13 protein-coding genes and 2 pseudogenes are annotated in these 16,087 nt (G+C 55.6%); 11 read left to right on the top strand and 4 right to left on the bottom strand.

The window, feature by feature from the left end; genetic code table 11:
- Positions 1-574: 574 nt before the first annotated feature.
- The 3 genes from OC537_RS05100 (at position 575) to guaA (ending at position 4,615) form a co-directional block, all read left to right on the top strand.
- Positions 575-1,210: a YitT family protein gene (locus OC537_RS05100; protein WP_111911013.1), complete on the top strand. Its 636-nt coding sequence runs from the start codon at positions 575-577 to the stop codon at positions 1,208-1,210.
- 268 nt (positions 1,211-1,478) lie between these two features.
- Positions 1,479-2,942: an IMP dehydrogenase gene (gene guaB, locus OC537_RS05105; RefSeq protein WP_041205879.1), complete on the top strand. Its 1,464-nt coding sequence runs from the start codon at positions 1,479-1,481 to the stop codon at positions 2,940-2,942.
- An 83-nt stretch (positions 2,943-3,025) separates the two neighbouring features.
- Positions 3,026-4,615: a glutamine-hydrolyzing GMP synthase gene (guaA, locus tag OC537_RS05110; RefSeq protein WP_262109987.1), complete on the top strand. Its 1,590-nt coding sequence runs from the start codon at positions 3,026-3,028 to the stop codon at positions 4,613-4,615.
- A 459-nt stretch (positions 4,616-5,074) separates the two neighbouring features.
- Here the strand turns inward: guaA and OC537_RS05115 are convergent, their stop codons facing one another.
- Positions 5,075-5,290 carry a phage integrase N-terminal SAM-like domain-containing protein gene (locus tag OC537_RS05115; protein WP_262109989.1) on the bottom strand — a complete coding sequence of 72 codons (216 nt, stop codon included), beginning with the start codon at positions 5,288-5,290 and terminating at the stop codon, positions 5,075-5,077.
- A 227-nt stretch (positions 5,291-5,517) separates the two neighbouring features.
- Here OC537_RS05115 and OC537_RS05120 point away from each other — a divergent pair, with 227 nt between their 5' ends.
- The 3 genes from OC537_RS05120 (at position 5,518) to OC537_RS05130 (ending at position 8,147) form a co-directional block, all read left to right on the top strand.
- Positions 5,518-6,342 carry a hypothetical protein gene (locus OC537_RS05120; protein ID WP_262109991.1) on the top strand — a complete coding sequence of 275 codons (825 nt, stop codon included), beginning with the start codon at positions 5,518-5,520 and terminating at the stop codon, positions 6,340-6,342.
- Positions 6,343-6,443: 101 nt separating this feature from the next.
- A complete protein-coding gene (locus OC537_RS05125; RefSeq protein ID WP_262109994.1) occupies positions 6,444-7,541 on the top strand; it encodes a hypothetical protein in 1,098 nt (365 codons plus the stop codon).
- A gap of 141 nt (positions 7,542-7,682) precedes the next feature.
- Positions 7,683-8,147 (top strand): hypothetical protein, encoded by a 465-nt coding sequence (locus tag OC537_RS05130; RefSeq protein ID WP_262109996.1) that lies wholly within the window; start codon positions 7,683-7,685, stop codon positions 8,145-8,147.
- Positions 8,148-8,276: 129 nt separating this feature from the next.
- Here the strand turns inward: OC537_RS05130 and OC537_RS05135 are convergent.
- A pseudogene (locus OC537_RS05135) lies at positions 8,277-8,561 on the bottom strand (methylated-DNA--[protein]-cysteine S-methyltransferase); the annotation flags it as partial.
- 190 nt (positions 8,562-8,751) lie between these two features.
- Between OC537_RS05135 and OC537_RS05140 the strand changes: the two are divergent.
- Complete coding sequence (locus OC537_RS05140; protein ID WP_262109998.1) at positions 8,752-9,333, top strand: GNAT family N-acetyltransferase; 582 nt, start codon at positions 8,752-8,754, stop codon at positions 9,331-9,333.
- A 140-nt stretch (positions 9,334-9,473) separates the two neighbouring features.
- Here the strand turns inward: OC537_RS05140 and OC537_RS05145 are convergent.
- Positions 9,474-9,629: pseudogene (locus OC537_RS05145) on the bottom strand (methylated-DNA--[protein]-cysteine S-methyltransferase); the annotation flags it as partial.
- 139 nt (positions 9,630-9,768) lie between these two features.
- On the opposite strand from OC537_RS05145, the gene OC537_RS05150 reads away from it, so the two are divergent.
- Both OC537_RS05150 and OC537_RS05155 read left to right on the top strand, forming a co-directional pair.
- Entirely contained in the window at positions 9,769-11,130 is a 1,362-nt protein-coding gene (locus OC537_RS05150) for a leucine-rich repeat-containing protein kinase family protein (RefSeq protein ID WP_262110000.1), read from the top strand.
- 214 nt (positions 11,131-11,344) lie between these two features.
- Entirely contained in the window at positions 11,345-11,992 is a 648-nt protein-coding gene (locus OC537_RS05155; RefSeq protein ID WP_262110559.1) for a thiopurine S-methyltransferase, read from the top strand.
- Positions 11,993-12,305: 313 nt separating this feature from the next.
- Here OC537_RS05155 and OC537_RS05160 read toward each other — a convergent pair whose 3' ends face one another.
- Positions 12,306-15,080: an insulinase family protein gene (locus OC537_RS05160; protein ID WP_111912010.1), complete on the bottom strand. Its 2,775-nt coding sequence runs from the start codon at positions 15,078-15,080 to the stop codon at positions 12,306-12,308.
- Between the two features lie 162 nt (positions 15,081-15,242).
- On the opposite strand from OC537_RS05160, the gene sixA reads away from it, so the two are divergent.
- Both sixA and OC537_RS05170 read left to right on the top strand, forming a co-directional pair.
- Positions 15,243-15,710, top strand: a complete 468-nt coding sequence (gene sixA, locus OC537_RS05165; protein ID WP_025326806.1) for a phosphohistidine phosphatase SixA — start codon at positions 15,243-15,245, stop codon at positions 15,708-15,710.
- Positions 15,711-15,843: 133 nt separating this feature from the next.
- Complete coding sequence (locus OC537_RS05170) at positions 15,844-16,050, top strand: DUF1107 domain-containing protein (RefSeq protein WP_005324080.1); 207 nt, start codon at positions 15,844-15,846, stop codon at positions 16,048-16,050.
- The last annotated feature ends 37 nt before the right edge of the window (positions 16,051-16,087 follow it).

Here is a 16,087-nt window from a genome sequence, read left to right on the forward strand (position 1 = left end):
GCCGAGGCATGAAGCGGGGGATGAGGGCCGGCGCATCCCACCCAAGTCGCGCCGGGCGAGGCAAGCGCAGGGCCCCAAATTGCACACATTTGGTGCGCACGCCCTAATATGGTGCATTTCCTTGTTGTTTGTCCTTGGGCCCAATCCCGCAGAAACATGCCAGACAGCCCCATGGCGCCCTCCTGATGGGCATCTTCCATGCTGTAAAGTGACATTTTATCGGCATGATCAACCGAATAAACGAGTTTATCAGGAAGGACCACGACACGTTTTGTGGTTAATTGGGTAAACATGCTGATCCTGCACGGGAGTCGATCCCTGGATTGGTATGATCCATCTGTTTTCTGATGGCTATGCGGTATTTAAATTCGATTTTTGATGGTATCTCGGACTCTTGTTTTGATTGGCGCTCTTTTTGCTGTGACTTGTCATGTCCATAATGGCGATGTCAGGGGCAGGGGGCCGCAAGGTCGGGGGCTGGTGCCAGCAGGCTGAATGCACCGCCGCCATCCGTACCGGAACGGCCTGGTTTTCGGGCAAGGGACGCCACAATCAATTCGTGTCAAGGAGTCATATGGAAGGTGAAATGACCATGCAGCCGGCGGCTGTGGGCAGAGGGTTGGCCCACACCCTCAAGGACGACGTCTACGGTATGATCCTCGGGGTCATGTTCATCGCGGTCGGCCTCAACCTGCTCAAGTGCTCCGGCATGATCACCGGCGGCATCGCGGGCATAGCCCTGCTGCTCGCCCACGTCAGCAGCCTGCCCATAGGGGTGCTCTTCTTCCTGGCCAACCTGCCTTTTCTGGTGTTCAGCTACTTCACCATGGGGCGGGGCTTCATGCTCAAGACGCTGGTGGTCAATGTGGCGCTCTCGGCTGCCACCCAGGGGGTGCCGCTGCTCTTGACGGTGAGCTACATCCACCCGCTGTTTGCCGCCCTGGTGGGGGGCACCTTCCTCGGCATGGGGGTGTTATCCCTCGCCCGCCACAACGCTTCGGTGGGGGGCATAGGCGTGGTGACGCTCTGGTTGCAAAGGCGCACCGGCATCAACGCGGGCAAGAGCCAGATGGTGCTCGATGTGCTGGTATTTGCGCTCTCCCTGCTCACCCTGCCGCTTTCCCTGCTGCTCTGGTCCACCCTGAGCGCGCTCGCCATGAACGCCATGCTGATGAACTGGCACAAACCCGGTCGTTATCAGGGGGGCTGAGTGGCGGTCCCGAGAGGGGGAGGGGAATTGTTAAAAAGTGACCCGAGGGGCGCCTGGCGGGCATTTGGCTGCCAACGGCAAAAAAGATCATCTTGTCGCGAAAAAAGGCATGGTTACGCCTGAATTTATTGGTTTTTTGCCCCGTTGGCGGCGTTAAACCGGGCTACACCATAAAAAATTCAAAAAACTTCTTTACCAGTGACCAATGCATGAGTAAAATTTGTCGGCAATATTTTACACCCCCACTCCTCAACGGTGAGATATTGCCATGCTCAGGATTGCCAAAGAAGCGCTGACCTTCGACGATGTACTGTTGGTTCCAGCACACTCCACTGTTCTTCCGAATACCGCCGACCTGCGTACCAAGCTCACGTCTGCTATCTCCCTGAATATCCCGATGATTTCCGCTGCCATGGACACAGTGACCGAAGCCCGTCTGGCTATCGCACTGGCCCAGGAAGGCGGTATCGGCTTCATTCACAAGAACATGTCCATCGAGCAGCAGGCTGCCGAAGTGCGCAAGGTCAAGAAGTACGAGAGCGGCGTGGTCTCCGACCCCGTCACCGTACGCCCTGACATGACCATTGCCCAGGTCAAGGAGCTGAGCCACAAGAACGGTTTCGCCGGTTACCCTGTGGTCACTGACGGCAACCAGCTTGTCGGCATCATCACCGGCCGTGATGTGCGCTTCGTGATCGATCTCTCCCAGACCGTTGAACAGATCATGACCCAGAAGGATCGTCTGGTCACCGTGCGTGAAGGGGCCCCTCGCGAAGAGGTGGTTGCCCTGATGCAGAAACACCGTATCGAGAAGGTGCTGGTGGTGAACGCCGACTTCAAATTGAAGGGCATGATCACCGTCAAAGACTTCCAGAAAGCCGAGCGCAAGCCGAACGCCTGTAAAGACGAGCGCGGCCGTCTGCGGGTCGGTGCCGCCGTCGGTGCCGGTGCCGGTAACGAGGAGCGCGTCGCCGCCCTGGTGGAAGCCGGTGTGGACGTGCTGCTGATTGACTCCTCTCATGGCCACTCCCAGGGCGTGCTGGATCGCATCAAGGCGACCCGCGATGCCTATCCTGAGCTGCAAATCATCGGTGGCAACGTGGCCACTGCCGCCGGCGCCCTGGCGCTGGTCGCTGCCGGCGTCAATGCCGTCAAGGTCGGCATAGGCCCTGGCTCCATCTGCACTACCCGCATCGTGACCGGTGTCGGCGTGCCCCAGATCACCGCCATCTCCGACGCCGTTGACGCCCTGGAAGGTACCGGCGTGCCGGTGATTGCCGATGGCGGCATCCGCTTCTCCGGCGACGTGGCCAAGGCCATCGCCGCGGGCGCAAGCTGCGTCATGGTGGGGTCCATGTTTGCCGGTACCGAAGAGGCGCCGGGCGAAATCGAGCTCTATCAGGGCCGCTCCTTCAAGTCCTACCGCGGCATGGGGTCCCTCGGCGCCATGTCCAAGGGCTCCAGCGATCGCTACTTCCAGACCGACAACGCCGCCGACAAGCTGGTGCCGGAAGGTATCGAAGGGCGCGTGCCGTACAAGGGCCGCCTGAAAGAGATCATTCACCAGCAGATGGGCGGCCTGCGCTCCTCCATGGGCTTGACCGGCTGCGCCACCATAGACGACATGCGCACCAAGGCCGAGTTCGTGCGCATCTCGGGCGCCGGGATGAAAGAGTCCCACGTCCATGACGTGACCATCACCAAAGAAGCCCCCAACTACCGGATGGGCTGATGAAACGGGGCTCTGGCCCCGTTTCTTTAACACGTTTTTATCCCCACGCTTTTTGTGATAAATCAGCCTGATGCAGGAATAAAATGACTAAAGACATTCACCAGCACCGCATCCTCATCCTGGATTTCGGTTCCCAGTACACCCAGCTCATCGCCCGTCGTGTCCGTGAAATCGGCGTCTACTGCGAGCTGTGGGCCTGGGACGTAACCGAAGAGCAGATCCGCGAATTCAATCCGAGCGGCATCATCCTCTCCGGCGGCCCGGAATCCGTGACCGAGGCGGACAGCCCCCGTGCCCCCGAGTACGTCTTCAACGCCGGCGTGCCGGTGTTTGGCATCTGCTACGGCATGCAGACCATGGCCGAGCAGCTGGGCGGCAAGGTGCAATCCTCCACCCTGCGTGAATTCGGTTATGCCCAGGTCGAAGTGCTGGGCCACTCCGGCAAGACCAGCGCCCTCTTGCGCAACATCGAAGACGCCATCGCAGAGAACGGCCACGCCCTGCTGGACGTCTGGATGAGCCACGGCGACAAGGTCACCGAGATCCCCGCCGGCTTCACCACCATAGCCCAGACCGCGACCTGCCCCCATGCGGCCATGGCCGATGAGGCCCGTCGCTTCTACGGCGTGCAGTTCCACCCGGAAGTGACACACACCCGTCAGGGTGCCCGCATGCTGGAGCACTTCGTCAAGGAGATCTGTGGCTGCGAATGCCTCTGGACCCCGGCCACCATCATCGACGACGCCGTCGCCCGCATCCGCGAGCAGGTGGGTGACGATGAAGTGATCCTGGGCCTCTCCGGCGGCGTGGACTCCTCCGTGGTCGCCATGCTGGTGCACCGCGCCATCGGCGATCGCCTGACCTGCGTCTTCGTCGACAACGGCCTGCTGCGCCTGAACGAAGGCACCCAGGTCATGGAGATGTTTGGCGATCACTTCGGCCTCAAGATCGTCAAGGTCGATGCCGAAGAGCGCTTCCTCTCTGCCCTGGCAGGTGAAGACGAGCCGGAAGCCAAGCGCAAGATCATCGGCCGCGTCTTCGTGGAAGTGTTCGACGACGAAGCCAAGAAGCTGAAAAACGCCAAGTGGCTGGCGCAAGGTACCATCTACCCTGACGTCATCGAATCTGCCGCCAGCAAGACCGGCAAGGCCCACGTCATCAAGTCTCACCACAACGTCGGCGGCCTGCCGGAAGAGATGAAGATGGGTCTGGTGGAGCCGCTGCGCGAGCTGTTCAAGGACGAAGTGCGCCGCGTTGGTCTGGAACTCGGTCTGCCCTACGACATGCTCTACCGTCACCCCTTCCCGGGTCCGGGTCTGGGCGTGCGGGTGCTCGGCGAGGTGAAGAAAGAGTACTGCGACCTGCTGCGCAAGGCAGATGCCGTCTTTATCGAAGAGCTGCGCAAGGCCGACCTCTACAACCAGGTCAGCCAGGCGTTCGCCGTCTTCCTGCCGGTGCGCTCCGTCGGCGTCATGGGCGATGGCCGCAAGTATGACTGGGTTATCGCCCTGCGCGCCGTCGAGACCATCGACTTCATGACAGCCCACTGGGCCCACCTGCCGTACGACTTCCTCGGCCATGTGTCGAATCGCATCATCAACGAGATCAACGGTATCTCCCGCGTGGTGTACGACGTCTCCGGCAAACCGCCCGCAACCATCGAATGGGAATAAGCGGCTAACGCTTTTCTTGCCGATAACGCAAAACTGTCAAAAAGGCGCCCTTGAGGCGTCTTTTCTTTTTCCAATCGTTTGCGAGAAAATTTTGCTCCTGGCACAGGGGATGGAGGCCCTGTTGCCAACGTTGTCGTGGTGAGTGCCTGGGGCGATCGACAGAGCGTCATCCATCGCGTCCACACATGGCGGCAGGCTGTTGTTTATCCAGACAGGGGAGGGGGGGGGCTCCCCCTGTCCGCCAGGTGCCATGCGGCAATGGCTCAGGATACCCGCCGCTTCGATACCCCATGGTCATACGAGATGCTGATACATTCTTCCAAGAAGGGGTAATTTCTTGATCTGGCTTGGGAAACGGCCATGTCCCTCTTTTTCTTATCTCTTTTGCCCGCTAGGATAGTCGTTTGGAAATGTCCTCTTTGGAGTCACCTATGAGTCAGGCCAGAGACATCGCGTGGATCACAAGCAGCAGACTGGAGGCTGTCGAGCGGTAGCTTGGATGCAATTCAGGAATGGCACGAGGACACCGAGATCCAGTGGGTACCTCAGTGGATGGAAGCGTATGAAATAGCGGATCCAGTGCCAGTAAAACTTTTCTGTACGGATGCTGTAGTGATGCAAGTGCATTGCAGTCCTGACTTGTTCACGCAGGCGGGGCTTGGTGGCGCTTTCCACGGCTGACTCATTGGTTGTTTTTTATACAGCGGAAGTGGTAGGGCTAAAAAGGAAGCCAGGCAAATACGCTCAGATTCCAGAGACAGACTGGTAATATTATTATTTAAAATGAATTCTTGTGGTGGCTATGAAGGTAGATCGGGGTTATACGGTAGACTCTGGTATTGGATCCGTACCGCCTTAAATTTAATAACTGTTAAATTCCTCTTAAATAAAGGAGTGTGTTTTTGACACCGACAAAAATTGTAACAGGGTCTTTAATAATTCTTATATTTATTTCCCTGTTTACGAGCGTAATAGGAATTAATTGTCCTTTGTTAATCCTAAACGAAAATCAGATATTTTATTTGTACTCTACTTCTGCGCAAGTGTTGGCGGGGATTTATGGATTGACATTGACAGGATTTATATTTTTTCGAAATGAACTGAGTCGAGAAGAGTTTGAAGATGATACATTGACAGTTGCTGTTGATAGCCTCAAGGAAAGATATTTCAATATACTTATCTTTGTGACGGCATTATCAATTTTTACTCTAGTAATATCAAATCTTGTAATTTCATCTGAAAGCAGTGAAAGAACAACTCTAAATACTATTCTGATGAATACAGCACAATCAGCATTTTTTATAAATTTGTTGGTTATTGCTTATTTCATGTTTGATGTAATTGCGCCGAAGAGAATCGAAAAAGAAAGTAAAATTATCCAACAAAGAGTTGACCCAACTACTGATACAGCAGACAAAGGAAGCCTTGAAAATTTCTTAACCAATTACAATCGACTCGAATATATACTCCATAAATATGGCCAAGCATATCAATCGGAGTTTGAAGGTGAGCATCGTCCAAGAAGAAGGATCTCGAATGTAAAACTGGTCGAATTTATATATCAAGCTAAAAAAATTGATCAAGGTCTTTTTGGTGATATAAAAAACCTTATCTCCTTAAGAAATTCAATAATTCATGGTGCTGAGCCGGTTGTAAGTAAATACATGGTTGAGTTGTCCGAAAGGATTTTGAAGGAGCTTGCTTCAGCTCTGAATGTAGGAATCTAACAAGCGCATATTGCCAGACCAGCTTTCCGCTGCGAGTCAAACCAGCCTAAATTTTGGTGCTATATATTTTATTAAATTTGTTCATCAGGGAGGAAGTTAAAATGGCACAAGGTATTATTGCGGACAATTGGTCTCTTCAAGATATATCTAGCTTGTTTGTGTATGGTATGGAAAATTCGTCTGCGGACGAAATTACTATAAAAAATGGTGAGCATAGTTATAAGAAAGTTAGTTATCCATCAATCCAAACAGAAGCTTTGTTCGATTTTTTAACTGATTTGGTTTTAAGGGATGAGATCTTAGTTGAGGCTAAATTTGAACATGCATGGGTACAAACAAGTAGTCCTATACTAACTGCCAAAACTTTAGGTGTAGTAAGAAGTTATCCATTTTTAGAAGAACCTTACAAACTAGTTGAACCACGGGATCGTATCATTCAGCATATGAGCTCAACGGAGTCGTTGAAGTTAGCTCATAATGAAAATGTATTAAGCTGGAAAGAAACTAAAAGAGCTCAGCATCCACTTTTATCAGCAACAATGTGGGGCGGCGCAGGAATGTGTGCTCGAAGCTTTGTTTATGAAAAGAGTTATACTCCTCATCCTCTGAGAAAGAGATTCTTTGTTAACTCAGGGTTCATGCTGCCTGCGGGTGATGCTCTGCATCAACTTACCTCATTTTTAAATGATGAACAGATGAAGGTGTCAAAAAAAGCATTTGGAACAGATTCATTATATTCGCTATTTGTAAATATACCGGCTATTCCTGTTCGAGTCATTCAGGAATCATCCTATCCGAACCAACTTATTGATGTTGCTCTACAAATGAGGCAAGATTTTGCAAAATTGAGAGAATGGTTAAAGTTGTTTCAGAATGCATTATCTGAAGACAATTTGAAGGAGATTACTAACTATCGCAGTCAATTAGATTCTGTTTCGGAGTATGTGAATTCAAAAATCGGGTTAGGTTCTGCACACAAACCAGTAACTATGGAGGCGGGGATGGGAATTTTTAAAATGGTTGCGCCAGCTAATCCAGTTAATACTCTTAAAAATCAATTCGGTATCAGGGCAACATTAAATAGCTTGATTTTTGGTTCTAATGGTAAGCAAGAAATAAAGAAGTACATCAACATGTTTGAGCAAAGAGGATCTGCTGTTGGGTATGATATAGAGCGGCACTTCACAAAAAGTGCATAACAATTTAAGAGTGACTTGCAACGCGTGGAGTTTTTACCATGCGTTACGTTTAGTGTGTAAAGCGGCATGCGGTAGCATTGGTATTGCGTTGCTTGCATCTTAATAAGGCGCTATAAATATGGTTAAATCATGATATATTCATTGAAAGTAGAAGTTTTATTTTCATTCTTGTTAGGCTCAGTACCAATGATTTTAGCTAGAAATCAACCAGATTTTTCAGCGATAAAAACACTTGCAAGCTTAAATCCTGGAGATCTTATTTTTAATTATTTTTTATATCTCCTATGTGTCCATTTTGTTGTTTGGTTTGTAAATCGCCAGGTGCTAAAAACCAATCAGTTATTATCAAGTGTTTTTCAAAAGTTACATGAGTTTACACACCAGCTTGGTTTTGCTATTCATGGCATATACCGAGCATTAGCTGGGGCGGTGCCGGTAGCGATGGTCTTTGAGCTAGAGAAACACGGATTAATTCAAGGTTGGCAGAAAATTACGATGTTAAGTAACGTCTTGGCTTTATCTTGTTTGTTTGCAAGCTTAATTTTGTCTAAAGCTACTGAATATACTGCTCCGAGAACCTTACTATTTGGTAAGGGGGGTTTATAATAATTTACTGGATCAGATATGTTTTGTTTTTGGTATTTTCCAAGCTTTGTTTAAGTTAAGTGTGTGTAGTTATTAAGGGGTGATGAGGTGTGCTTATTGTCCCCTATCAGGAGAGCATAAAAGGTGAACTCACTCGTACCTTGCCGCCTCCCAGGCGTGTATCGCCTGTTTGCGGGTCTCGCCCCAGTGATAGCCGCCGAGTTTGCCGTTTTGCTGAATGACTCTATGGCAGGGGATCATCAAGGCGACGGGGTTGGTGCCCACCGCCAACCCCGCGGCGCGGGCGACCTTGGGGTTGCCGATGGCGCTTGCTACCTGGGCGTAGCTCACCACTTTGGCTGGCGGGATCTCGAGCAGCGCCCGCCAGACGCTGATCTGAAAGTAGGTACCGCTCACATGCAGGGAGGTGGGGCGTTACCCTAACAACGAGTTCAAATCGCTCGCCTGCCTCACTAAGGCTGGCTAAAATCCGCCCCTTAACCAAACGTGGGGGCTGGGCAATGGGAGCCGCATAGCTATGGGTATTTCAATCACGTTTCCAAGCCAGGTCGGTGCTCTTCTTTGCCGTTCAATGTTCATGAGATATCTGTCGGGGATTAAATAAGTGAAAGGATCAGAAGAGAACGAAAACATCAGCCTCCTAGAGGCTGATCCTGGCAGCCTTCCCGAGTTCAAGGTCGCCTTGCAGGATGCTTTTCGTGTGGCGGCAGAGGCAGACTTTGGACACCCACTTGAAGAGCCCATTCCTTCTGACGAAGATATTGAACAGTCATTTCACACCAAGGGGGCCGTTACATACTGGATCATGGCAGCCGAACAACGTGTTGGCGGAGCCGTGGTAGTGATAGACCAGATGAGCGGTCGCAACTCACTGTCATTCTTTTTCATCGCGACGAGCCAACAGAGCAAAGGCTTGGGCCTTAAAGCCTGGCATGCGATTGAAAACGCGTTTCCTCTCACTAAAGTCTGGGAAACGGTGACGCCATATTTTGAGAAAAGGAATATTCACTTCTACGTGAATAGATGTGGTTTCAAAATTGTCGATTTCTACAACAAGTACCATCCAGATCCTCATCAGGTCTCACACCATATTGATGGCAAAGGAGATGACGATGAGATGTTCCGGTTTGAGAAAATAATGGAAGGTGCGAGTGCTGGTAAACGCGAAAGCCAACCAGGCGATTGACCTCGCTTGCTTCGCTCTCTGTAGGCTGTGCGATACATCCGTACGGCCCACGTGGCTTCAAAGGTGAAGGCGGCTTTCGAAAGATAGACCAGGTCAAGGCGGTATTCGTCGCTACCGCTATCAGGTGAATACCCTCTCCATTCATACCTCGCCGCTTCCCTGGTGTGTATCGCCTGTTTGCGGGTCTCGCCCCAGTGATAGCCGCCGAGCTTGCCATTTTGCTGGATGAGTCTGTGGCAGGGGATCATCAAGGCGACGGGGTTGGCGCCCACCACGAGGCCGATGGCACTGGCGGCCATCTGTAACAAAACAGGCGATCTCGATCCCAATTCTCTATAATGCCCCCCCTTTAAACCGCCGGGCTTATGTCCGGCGGTGCCATATGGTCTGCTTTAGCGCCGCTAGGCAGGGCCACGACAAGATTGAGAAATGGTTATGCATACCCTGGAACAGCTGCGCGCGGGTGAACTGTGCGGCGCTCGCCACCTTAAGCTCGCTGAAAATCTGACGGTTTTCCCCCCCGAGATTTTTAGCCTCAAGGAGACCCTGGAGGTGCTGGATCTCACCGGCAACCAGTTAAGCACGCTGCCGGACGAGTTGGCCGAATTCAAGAAGCTTCGCATCATATTCTGCTCCGAGAACCGCTTCACCGAGCTGCCAGAGGTGCTGGGGCGCTGCCCTGCACTCACCATGGTGGGGTTCAAGGCCAACCGGATCGAAGTGGTCTCCCCGACATCACTGCCCACCAGACTGCGCTGGCTTATTCTGACCGACAACGTCATCGAACGACTGCCGGACGAGCTAGGCCAGTGCGCCGCCCTGCAAAAGCTGATGCTGGCGGGCAACCGCTTGACCGCCTTGCCAGAGACTCTGGCCAATTGCCATCGACTCGAACTGCTGCGCATCGCCGCCAACCGGCTGGAGGCACTCCCCGAGTGGCTGCTCGATTTGCCGCGCCTCGCCTGGCTGGCCTATGCAGGCAACCCCTTTAGCGACGAGCAGGAGCGCCGACTCGACGAGACGGCAGTTGCGGCCGAGATCCCCTGGCAGGCGCTGACGTTGGGGGAGCAACTGGGGCAGGGGGCGTCCGGGATTATCCACAGCGCAGCACTGCGCTCCGATGAGGGGACGCAGGGGGTGGCGGTCAAACTCTTCAAGGGGGCCGTGACCAGCGATGGCCTGCCTCGCTGCGAGATGGCGGTGTCGCTCGCCGCAGGCAGGCACCCCAACCTCATAGGGGTGGCGGGCCGAGTCAGCGATCACCCCTCCGGCATGCCGACCCTGGTGATGACGCTGATAGACCCCCGGTTTGTCAATCTGGCCGGGCCGCCGAGTCTGGACTCCTGCACCCGGGATGTCTATCCGGCGGATCTGACCTTCACCCCGAACGCCCTGATTGCCATGGTGCAGGGGGTGGCCGCCGCCGCCCGGCATCTGCATGAGAGGGGGATACTGCACGGGGATCTCTACGCCCACAACATGCTGCACTCTCTGCTGCACTCTGTTCAGGAACAGGGCCGGGTGCTGCTCGGGGATTTCGGCGCCGCCTCCTGTTATGACAGTGCCGACCGCAAGCTGGCTGCCCGGCTCGAGCGTCTGGAAGTCAGGGCCTTTGGCTGCCTGCTGGAGGAGCTGCTGGCGCGCTGCCACCCCAGGGTCGAGGCGCTTGGGGCGCTTCACTCACTGGCCGAAGAGTGTTTCCTGGAGGCTGTGTTGCAGCGCCCCTCGTTTGCAGAGATTGTTGCCCGGATAGACGCCGTGGCGACCACCATGACGGCGCAGCCTGCCTGTGCCTGAATGAGGCCGCTTAGGTGTCATCGAGCTGTTGCTCCCGGAGCAGGGCCTTAGTCCTTGGCCAGGAGATGAGCATCTTGGAAATGACTCCTCGCGGCCCCCGCTGAAGTTGCAACCCTCTGTTTTGCAAAAAGGCGGAGCAGGGGGCAACAAGGGTTGCGCCGCCCCGATGAAGTTGTGATATTGATGCATCATTGCAGATGACGAGGGGATGATGATGGAAGCGGCGTTTTGGCATCAGAAGTGGAAAGAGAACCGGATTGGCTTTCATCAGGCAGATTTCAACCGCTGGCTGCAATCCTGGTGGTCGGCCCAGCAGCAGGGTGAGCCCGTTCTGGTGCCCCTGTGTGGCAAGTCCCGCGACCTGCTCTGGCTGAGCGGTCAGGGGCATCCGGTGGATGGTTTCGAACTCTCGGCCCTGGCCATCAGCCAGTTTTTCAGCGAAAACGGCCTGACCGAGGCACTGACCGAGGTGGGCCCCTATCAGTGTCACCAGCACGACGATCTGCGCATCTATCAGGGGGATTTTTTCGCCGCCCCCGAGCTTGGACGCCGCTACCGGCTCGCCTATGACAGGGCCGCTCTCATCGCCCTGCCGACGGCCATGCGCCGCCAGTATGCGACCCTGATGAGCCGCCTTATCGAGGCGGGTGGTCAGGTGCTGCTGGTGACCCTCGAGTATCAGCCGGAGCAGCAGGTGCAGCCGCCGTTCTCGGTGGGAGAGATGGAGGTGCGTACCCTGTTCGAGCGCGACTTTAGCGTGGAGGTGCTGGGGCGCGCCGCCGAGCTGGATCACCCCAGGGTGCTTTCGGGGCAGCTCTCCTATTTCGATGAGGTGGCTTATCGCCTGATCCGTCGGGGCTGAGGTGACAGTGTGATCCCGCCACTGAAGAGGAGAAGCGAGCTTCTTTACCTCCTTTGACATAGATCAACGTGACAAATCGGGGGAATGCCTAAGATGAGGCTGTTTCTCAATCACTGCAGGTGTCGACCGATACGCTCTGGTTTGAACCATTCGGCCGTTCATCGACTCAGTGTCTGATTTTCACGCTCATGTTCACTTTTGGCGGCCCCGGTCGCAATTGATTATGGTTTTTCCAGCCGACCCCCAGGGGTCGGCTTTTTATTGTCTGCAATCTGTCGTGGGGCGGGGAAATGGGACGGGTATCGAGGCCCGATCAGGCCTCGAAGGTGGCGGCATTGAGCCGGAACGCCTTGGGATCGTCGATGAACTGGCCGGTGATCCGCTCGTCGTGCTCGTGGCCCAGGCCATAGCTGCAGAGGATCAGCCGATCCGAGGTACGCGAGCGCAGCTGGGTGATAAAGCGCACCAGATCGGCGCGGCTGAGCCTGCCCACCTCCTCGCGTACCCGCTCCCGCTGATCGAAGCCCAGATCCTTGTTGCCTATGCTGACCCAGAGCCGCTGGCCACGGCTGCGCAGGTTGGCATCCCGCTCGCTGAGCTGGGCCTGCAAGCCCGCCTTGCTGTCCTGCCACTGCTGCTCGGTGAACTCCAGCATGGCCAGCGGGAAGAGATCGATGAACTCCTCCACCGCGTCCAGCAGGATCTGCGGCCCGGCCACTGGCGACTGTATATAGAAGATGAGGCCGGGATGACGGTTGAGGGGCAGGTTGCCGGCCCCCACCACGTAGCCCAGTTGCTGGCGGGTGCGCAGCTCGTGGAAGAAGGTGGAGGACATGATGTGGTTGGCCAGGGTGAAGCAGGCGAGATCCCGCGCCCGGGTGGTGCGGGACTGGTAATAGACCAGCAGCGCCGAGTCTTCGTGATCGCACCCCTGCTCGCGAATGAGGGTCCCCCTGTCCTGAATGGAGATGAGAGGGCGGCGGGTCTCGGCGCTGGGCTGGCTGCTGACGCCGAGGTGACGCTCCAGCAGGGCGGCCAGCTCAAGCGCCTCGGCGGCGGTCCAGTCGCCGTGCACCAGGGTCTCTATGTGCACCTCGGCAAAGAGTCGGGCGACGAAGTCGGGCATTTCGTCGAGTGCTATGGTGCGCAGGTGGCGCAGCAACTGCTCGAACGGCGGGTTGTTCGGTTGCAGCAAACTGGTGAGCTGGTTGAACAGCTGGGAGATGGGTCTGGTCTTGGACTGGTTCTCCCAGTTGCGGATGAGCTGCTCCTTGATTTCGCTGAAGCGCGCCGGATCCGGATAGCCCAGGGTACGGTTGCCGAGGATCATGTCGAGCAGCAGCGGCAGCTTGTCGGCAAAGCCGCTCAGGTTGATGGTAAAGCCCCCCTGATGGGCATAGATCTGGTAGCCGAGCCCGGCGAGCTCGGCCGGGTAGGTGAGGGCATTGAGGTGATCCGTGAGCAGCTCCACCGCCAGCCTGGCCATGGCGATGTGGCGCGGGCTTCTGACCGCATGCTCGCTGTCGATGGAGATATAGAGGCTCCCCTTGGGCACCCCAAATAGATGCTCGTGCAGGTGCCAGAGGCGAAAGCCGGGGCGGTCGACCAGGCAGGCCGGCATGTCGGCACTGAGGGACGGCGTTCTGGCGTCGAGGCGGTTGCTGATAAAGGGGTTGGGGGAGGGCAGATGCAAGGCGGGATCCGGCTCGCTCTGCTGCCAGCGGATCTTCTCGGCCTCGGTGATGGCCTGGACGCTGTAAGGGGTCTGATACCAGCGGGCCAGGCGATCCGTGCTCACCTCCGGCGCCTGTATGGTTACGCGCAGGTTGTGGGGGGTCAGCTTGGCGAGGAAGCGCCGGATCAGGGGCTCATCGTACTCGCGCATCATGTAGTCGCCGTGGAGCAGATCGTCCGGGGCATAGCTGAACAGATTGAGCACCAGCCCCGAGACGGTGTCCAGCGCCCGGCCCCGCTCCTGGAACCGGAAAGCGGATTCCAGCACGCTGCGCTTCTCGTCATAACGCCAGGCCTGCAGGCCATGGCGTTCGATGAGTTTCAGGTAGCCGAACAGGGCGGCGATGATGTCGTCCACATGGGCAAGCCCGAGGGGCGTGAGGCCGAAGCTGATGCCAAAGTCCTTGAAGTTGGCGCCGCTGATGCCGCCTCCGGCGGCGAGCTGGTTGACCCAGCCTCTCGCCTTGAGCAGGGAGAGCAGGCTGCCTTCCCCTTCGTAGCCGATGAGGTGGCTCAGGAAGGTGAGGGGCTTCTTGTCATAGAGGGCATCCACGCTCGGCAGCGGGAAGGTCAGCGCCAGCTTGCGGGTCTCCTTGACCGGCGCTATCTGGATGCGGATGCCGAGATCATCGAGCCGGTAGAGGGGCGCCGAGAGGGCGGGGGGGCCCAGGCGACGATCCGGAATTGTGCTGAAGAAGCGATCACACCAGGCCAGCTGGGTTTCAATGGATGCCGGAGAGAGCATTACCAGCGCCATGCGATCCGCACTGTAGTGGGTTTCGTAGAACGCAATAAGGTCGGAGCGCAGATCCCGGCCGGGCAAGTCCGCCAGGGTATCCAGGTTGCCGACCGAGAACTTGGAGAAGGGGTGGGCCGGGTTGACCGTCTCCTTGTGCACCTGATAGCTGCGGCGCACATCGTCCTGCAACTTGAGGCGGTATTCGGAGTCGACCGCGTTGCGCTCCTTGTCGACCCACTCGGGGGCGAAGGTGGGGCAGATGAAGAACTGGGAGAAGCGATCCAGCCCCGCTTCGAAGAAGCCGTTGTCGATGTCGAAGAAGAAGTTGGTGAACTCGGTGCCGGTCCAGGCGTTGTTGCTGCCCCCGTGGCGGCTCATGAACTGCTGGTACTCGCCGGGTTTGGGATAAGTACGAGTACCGAGGAACAGCATATGCTCAAGGAAATGGGCCATGCCCTGGCGATCGACAGGGTCATCGAAGTGGCCGGTGTTGACGGCCAGGGAGGCGGCCGATTTATCGGTCTCGGGATCGCAGATCAGCAAGACCCTGAGCCGGTTTGCCAGCTCCAGATAGTGATACCGCCGATGGTCGTTGGGACTGGCATATGGGCTCATTGGGGCGTGACTCGCGGTGAATTTATTTGAATTTAAACATGATTATCGACCCCGCTATCTCACGAGGCAAACCCTTTTCTGAGAGGTAGCGCAATTGTTTCCCCCTGCATGGCGGGGTAAGATCCCCCCGCTATTTAAACAGGCCCCCTGGGCGAGGTTGTAATGAAAATCTACATCATGCGTCATGGCCAGGCTGGCATGAACGCAAAGACTGATGAACAGCGTCCACTGACCGAGCAAGGCATCGAAGAGTCCATCCACATGGCGAGCTGGTTGGCCCCTCAGCTGGCCGGCTCCCTGAGCCTGGTGATCCACAGCAACTACCTGCGTGCCAGACAGACCTGGCAGGCCATCTCTGCCGAGCTGCCCGAGGCCCTCAAGGTCGAGGAGAGCGGCGAGATCACCCCCTACGGGGATCCGGCCTTCGTGGCGAGTTATCTCACCGCGCTGGCGGCGACCCACGACAACATCCTGATGGTCAGCCACCTGCCTCTGGTCGGGTATCTGGTGCAGAGCCTCTGTCCGGCGGCGGGTGCGCCCATGTTTGCTACCTCGGGCCTGGCCTGCATCGAGTGGCAAGATGGCAAGGGGGCCTTGCTCTGGCTGGAAGGACCGCATACAATACGGTAAAAGTTAATAAAAAGTTACAAATTGGTTTTTTGGGGAAGAGAGAGTCGATTTTTCCGGTTTTTTATACAAATTTAACGGAATTATCTCGCATAAGCTGCTGTCATACGGATACAACTGCAAGAGGTTGCAAACGATGAGAGTGTTCAAGAAGTACCTGCCACTGATGGTGGCAAAGCATGTAAAAACCTTCTTCAAGGGACGGATATACATCCACGGCAGGGGGCGCTTCGATTTCCAGTCGGGCCTGCTGATGATGCCATTGCAAGCCGATATTCCCCACCGTCAGACGGTGCTCGAAGTCAACGAGCTGATATCGAGGCTGCACATGGATGCCGCTTGAATCGCATCTATGGTGTCATCTCCCCCTCATGCCCGCC

This window comes from Aeromonas sp. Marseille-Q5825 (assembly GCF_946892685.1).
GTDB lineage: Bacteria > Pseudomonadota > Gammaproteobacteria > Enterobacterales > Aeromonadaceae > Aeromonas > Aeromonas rivipollensis.

What these genes read in the sequence shown, in the direction of transcription:
- OC537_RS05100 (WP_111911013.1), top strand. Translation starts at nt 575, where the DNA reads ATGGAAGGTGAAATGACCATGCAGCCGGCGGCTGTGGGCAGAGGGTTG.
- guaB (WP_041205879.1), top strand. Translation starts at nt 1,479, where the DNA reads ATGCTCAGGATTGCCAAAGAAGCGCTGACCTTCGACGATGTACTGTTG.
- guaA (WP_262109987.1), top strand. Translation starts at nt 3,026, where the DNA reads ATGACTAAAGACATTCACCAGCACCGCATCCTCATCCTGGATTTCGGT.
- OC537_RS05125 (WP_262109994.1), top strand. Translation starts at nt 6,444, where the DNA reads ATGGCACAAGGTATTATTGCGGACAATTGGTCTCTTCAAGATATATCT.
- OC537_RS05150 (WP_262110000.1), top strand. Translation starts at nt 9,769, where the DNA reads ATGCATACCCTGGAACAGCTGCGCGCGGGTGAACTGTGCGGCGCTCGC.
- OC537_RS05155 (WP_262110559.1), top strand. Translation starts at nt 11,345, where the DNA reads ATGGAAGCGGCGTTTTGGCATCAGAAGTGGAAAGAGAACCGGATTGGC.
- OC537_RS05160 (WP_111912010.1), bottom strand. Translation starts at nt 15,080, where the DNA reads ATGAGCCCATATGCCAGTCCCAACGACCATCGGCGGTATCACTATCTG.
- sixA (WP_025326806.1), top strand. Translation starts at nt 15,243, where the DNA reads ATGAAAATCTACATCATGCGTCATGGCCAGGCTGGCATGAACGCAAAG.
- OC537_RS05170 (WP_005324080.1), top strand. Translation starts at nt 15,844, where the DNA reads ATGAGAGTGTTCAAGAAGTACCTGCCACTGATGGTGGCAAAGCATGTA.